The sequence below is a fragment of the Sulfitobacter sp. AS59 genome (assembly GCF_038899995.1).
In the GTDB taxonomy this organism is placed as follows: domain Bacteria; phylum Pseudomonadota; class Alphaproteobacteria; order Rhodobacterales; family Rhodobacteraceae; genus Sulfitobacter.
In genome coordinates this window covers 1-4,786 of record NZ_JBBMQK010000021.1, presented here as the reverse complement: position 1 = coordinate 4,786, position 4,786 = coordinate 1, and the positions used below count along the sequence as shown (strand labels likewise).

General features: G+C 57.9%; 4 protein-coding genes. All 4 read right to left on the bottom strand.

The window, feature by feature from the left end; genetic code table 11:
- Nucleotides 1-871 precede the first annotated feature (871 nt).
- The 4 genes from WNY39_RS17865 to WNY39_RS17850 are packed head-to-tail and all read right to left on the bottom strand — an operon-like array spanning nucleotide 872 to nucleotide 3,894.
- On the bottom strand, nucleotides 872-2,656 hold the full coding sequence (locus WNY39_RS17865) for a hypothetical protein (protein ID WP_342847728.1): 1,785 nt from the start codon (nucleotides 2,654-2,656) through the stop codon (nucleotides 872-874).
- Nucleotides 2,653-3,204, bottom strand: a complete 552-nt coding sequence (locus WNY39_RS17860; RefSeq protein ID WP_342847726.1) for a hypothetical protein — start codon at nucleotides 3,202-3,204, stop codon at nucleotides 2,653-2,655. Before WNY39_RS17860 ends, WNY39_RS17865 begins: the two co-directional genes overlap by 4 nt.
- On the bottom strand, nucleotides 3,201-3,581 hold the full coding sequence (locus WNY39_RS17855; RefSeq protein WP_342847724.1) for a hypothetical protein: 381 nt from the start codon (nucleotides 3,579-3,581) through the stop codon (nucleotides 3,201-3,203). The genes WNY39_RS17860 and WNY39_RS17855 overlap by 4 nt, the downstream gene beginning before the upstream one ends.
- A complete protein-coding gene (locus tag WNY39_RS17850; RefSeq protein WP_342847722.1) occupies nucleotides 3,526-3,894 on the bottom strand; it encodes a hypothetical protein in 369 nt (122 codons plus the stop codon). Before WNY39_RS17850 ends, WNY39_RS17855 begins: the two co-directional genes overlap by 56 nt.
- Nucleotides 3,895-4,786 lie beyond the last annotated feature (892 nt).

Genomic DNA, 4,786 nt, shown 5'->3' with positions numbered 1-4,786 from the left:
AAACAACCCCGATCAGCAGGTGCAAAGAGTAGCTTAATTTATCTCAGATCTTGTCCAAGGAATGGGGAGTAGCTCAGCCATCAAATTGTGAGAAATTTACGTCAACAACATGCGGTCTGCGGCAATTAGAAAACACAGGCAGGATTGATCAAACAAACCTGCCGGCCACGGCATGCATCCCCATGCCGTCTATGTTTATTTTCTAGGACTTCGTTGGACACCCGCGCCGGTCCACCAGTCCCGAAGACTTCAGCCATTCCTTGGGGGGCGCTTGAGAATTTTGTGTAGTGGATTATGGCAAGAGGGCGGATAGCGGTTGTTCGCTGCGCCTAAGAAAATTCCCTGCCAAACTTGCAAAAGCGGCCATTCAAGGCCGGGCAAATTGAAGCCCACATGCTGCGCTGCACACCAAGATCGGCTGTGCGCAGATTGCAACCTTTGCAAAGTCAGTTCGACCGAGGTAGCAGTGATCACGAATGGCCCTATGCGGCCCTTTTCGAAATGCAGACATCGGCGGTGTCACGCTGCATCAGCCAACACCTTTACGAATGCGTCGCGCAATGTCCTGGACCGGGCACTAGGCCCAGACCAGCACCGGCGGGGGAACACCCCGTTTCTGGACGAGGAGGCTTCGGCATCAGCCGCCTGTGAAGCGTCAACTCGGTTCAAGCAAAAGGGGCTCAAAGCCAATGCAGCTTGTTGGAAAATCCCCGCTCTTCAGAGCGGGAAAGTTATTAACAGCGCCCGAACCGTTGCCACCCACCACAAGACGGCACTCAACCTCCATGCTCAAGGGCGTAACCGTGCGTGCCCACAAGCCACGGCCCGGACCCATATCATCCCCAGGTTCAGGCCCATCCCACACCGGCCGCTAGGATGGCAACGTGGCGTTATCCAGCCACAGGATATTGATCCCGCACACGGCCGTGAAACGCACAAACCCCGCGTGCTCGTTGATAGCCGTGTCGAAGGCCCGTATGTTCCAGAACGGGCTGCTGGCCTGTGCCACGGACTGGGAATTCTTGCGAAAGCGCAAATACAATGCATGGCGGAACTGAACTTCGCCGTCGCTCGAATCCTTCGACGAGCGAACTTCGCCGACACTCAGGTTCGTCAACAACGGCTTGTGCTGACCGTCGTGGTAAGAGCTGTCCCACCCCCGTCCCTCGCTGCCCGCACGTGCAAGGGCCTTGCTCAGCCAGCCTGATTGACTGCTGCCGCACTGCGCTCCCTTGGACGAGCCCGAAAGCGCATAGGCATCTTTCGCGGGGATGTCGAAGCGGTTGTTGATGAACTCGTGGCTGGACCCGACGGCAGGCCCTGCTCGTAGCCCGCCCGTGGCGCGGTATTGTGGTTCGAGATGCCCGATGGCGGTGGCCTTTTCGGCCCGCGTAACCCCTGGCGGCATCAGCTTGTCCGCCGGAGATTCGACCGCAACAGCGCGATGGGCCTTGAAGGCATAGCGCGTAGCACTGTCCTTGCGAACCCAGCGCATAATCCCAGCCCAGTTTCCGGTCGCGGTCAATGCGATGTAGGTGGGCCGCTGATCTTTAGCAAACATGTTCTCCCACCGCCTGATGGCGTCCCTGTGCTGCTGTGGAGCATTGGCCGGATTGACCGCGAAAACCGAATCGGGAATGCCCGCGCGCAGGCGCATTTCGCGCTGGATCGCGGTCCATTTCCACGCCTCAGCAGCCGGGTTGACCAACACCGTCAGATCGCCCAGCACCGGGGCCATCTGCTGTCCGTGGACATGCTCTTTCACCGCCGTCACCATCTGAGGCATCAACCAGGTCGCCAGCATGTTGCCGCCAAAGGAATGCCCCATGGTCAGCATCTTGTCAGCCGTCGCGTCCGATTGATCCAGCGGCGAAAGCGCCCCTTCGATGCTGCGCAACACATGGCCGACCAGCGGCGGTGTTTCGCTCGATTGCGCAAGCGCCAGTTTTTCGCTCTGCCGCTTCCTGTCACCTACGGTGCGCAACGCCCCAGCAAGCAACTGGGTGCCCGAGGCGTCCTCACCTGTGGGTTCGTTGAACGAGCGCCCCCGCCAGGAGACATAGACCCCGGTCAACCGAGCATCGCAGTAGCGCCTAGTGTCGATGCAGCGCTGGTTCAACGCGCTGCGGGTGAACCCGAGCATGGTGCGAAAATTGCGCACGTTCTGGTTGCCGATATCCGCATCATGGCGCCAGCCGTGGACGTAGACGATCACGACCTGTTGCCCGGGCGCACTCAAATGCGCCTGCAGGTCGCTCAGCTGCCGGGGCGCACGCAACGCCGAGCCGGTCTCGGGCATTTCGACGAACGACAGCGTATAGCGATCCGGCTGGGCAATCGGGCGCTTTTCCGGTGTCTGAGTCCGTTCGTGCCACTGCGCGGCACCGGGCACCAGGTAGGTGCTGAGATAACAGCGGCTGCGCCCGGGATGAGGGGTCCCCCCAGCATCGCGGGCCTTCAATGCGTCGTCGTAAGTGTCCGAACGTAGCTCGATCGGCTGATCACAAAGTTCGGCACCGTCGGCTCGGAGAGACTTTGGAGCCATGGGGCGGTAAATTTGATCTTCCGGCGTGGCGAAGCGGCCCATGGGCACCTCCGCGCCACACCCCGCCAGAAGCAATCCCGCCGCGAAAAGAAAAATGGGTCGTCGGATCATTCGCCGGCCTCCTGCAATGGTTGCGGATCACCGCCGCCTTCCGTGGTATCGGCTGCCGTGGCATCGGGTTCTGTCCTATTCGGGGTTGCCTGATCGGCATCAACCGCGCCGGACACTTTAGCGACAAGGTTTTTGGCATTGCTATTTTCGGTGGCGTCGACTGCCGCTTGCCCAGTGATGAAGGCCGTCGAGATCGTCAACTTTCCGTTCAGTGCATTCGCCGCGGCCCGATCGTCCCTGGCTGTGCGCTTCATGTGAAAGGCCGAGACCACGTCGACACTGTCCTGCCCGTTCAAGCACTGGGCCCGTTTCTCCTCCTGCGCGACGGCGTCACAGTCCAGCGCGGGCACATGGCTGACCACCCGCCGCACTAGGCCGAAATTCGACTCGATCGGTAAGGATTTGGTCGGATCCACGAAAACGCCGATGTTGACGCCCGTGCGTTCGCCATAAGAGACGGCGGTGCCGTTTGTCTTGCTGCACCCGCCAAGCAGGCCGCCCAATACCAGCAGCGTCGCAGCCGCTGCTGCCTTTTCCAGAAACATCATCCTTCCCCCCCCGAAATTTCTTTGCAGGTGTGCATGTTGATACCGTTGTCCTTGTCGAACAAATGTGCGGCGGCGGCACCGCTGGCAGAGACATCCCTGTATTCCGTGACGAATATCCCGGTGACCGTCAGAGTGGTGCAATTGGCATGGGACATGGCATTGCGCCCGCCGCTTTGCCCCTGGCTGTCGTGTGGCAATGTCGGGACCAGCGCCACGAAATCGCGGTCATAGCCAAGCATAATCTTGCCCTGCGATGAATCTGACTTGATCTGGGCATTCAGCCCCACAACAGTTTCATGCGCCACATAGATCCCTCTGTTGTCACAGCCCGTCACCGCCATCAGGCAGATCGCCGCAATAAGACATATTGGTTTCATCGAAAAATCCTTTCACTGACAGTATTTCGCCGCGAATCTCGTCAGGCGAGTCTGGGCGATAGACAACTTGGGTGGCCGGGTCTTGGCTGGCCTGTGAAGACACCTGCGACTTTGCGTGTGGTTCTGACGGAGACGCTGCCCGGTATCCGGCCATCGGGGTCAGCAACGTGTCGCGAACCCCAAGCAGAAGACCGACGTTGCGAGGGCCGAAATCAAGTCGCACCCCGTAGCTTGTCACATGCTGAAAACGGAGCTTTTCCGTCCCGTGGCAGTCTTGCAGCAGAACCCTGCGCTTCTGGTAGCCAAGGGTCATAGATCGCTCGAACCGAGAGAATTCTAGGTGCAGTCCCGGGCTTTGCCTTTGCTGAAACAGAAATCCGCCCAAATCCCGTTCTTCGAAGGATTGCAGACCCCAATCATTCGTGGAACACCCCGTCAGAAAAGAGGTCGCGACCAAGCCGGTTAGAAAATATCGAAGCGAAAAACAAATCGCGAATTTCCTCGAGTTTTAAATTTAAAAAAATGAGTATTCAAATGCGCCGAATACTGCCCCTTTTAACATTTAACCACATCTCCCTTCTCAATGAGTATTTAAATGCCCGAATAATGCCTCTTTTAACATTTAACCACTTTTCCCTTCTCAAAGCAAAGAAAACCATCCTTCGCACATTCCCCATTCAGGTGGCTTCGTCGCATAAATTGGCGTTACCGGGGATTCACTTTTTGAATTCAGCCCGATAGCCGATCTAGATGAGCAGCTGCCCCCCCCAACGAAGTAGGCGGCCAGGAATTGGTGTGATTAAAATCATGCCCTAAATCAGCGGAGATCGTTCGAGGTTTGCTTCGAACTCGAAGCAAACTGGACGGCGGAACCTGCGGGCAGACCAGGTCGTCAGGCACGATACTGCGATGCTGCGATCCGAGCCTGCCTGACGCTCAAGATTGTGTGCCGATTGACAAATGGCTGGTTTGGTGAAGTTGCAGCGCAGAATCTGCATGACCAGTCAACGGCCGCTAAGGGCCGTTCACGTAACTTTGCAAAGCACACTATCTGCGCACAGTGGTCATCAGCGCGTAGTGCAGCGAACGGCAGCTCTCCGCCCTTGTGCCGACCTACACGAACGGCCCAATGTATGTACCGGCTGCTGTTCGCAAATGATTTCTGACATGTTCTCGGAAGTCGCTCATATGTATCCGGCCTGTTG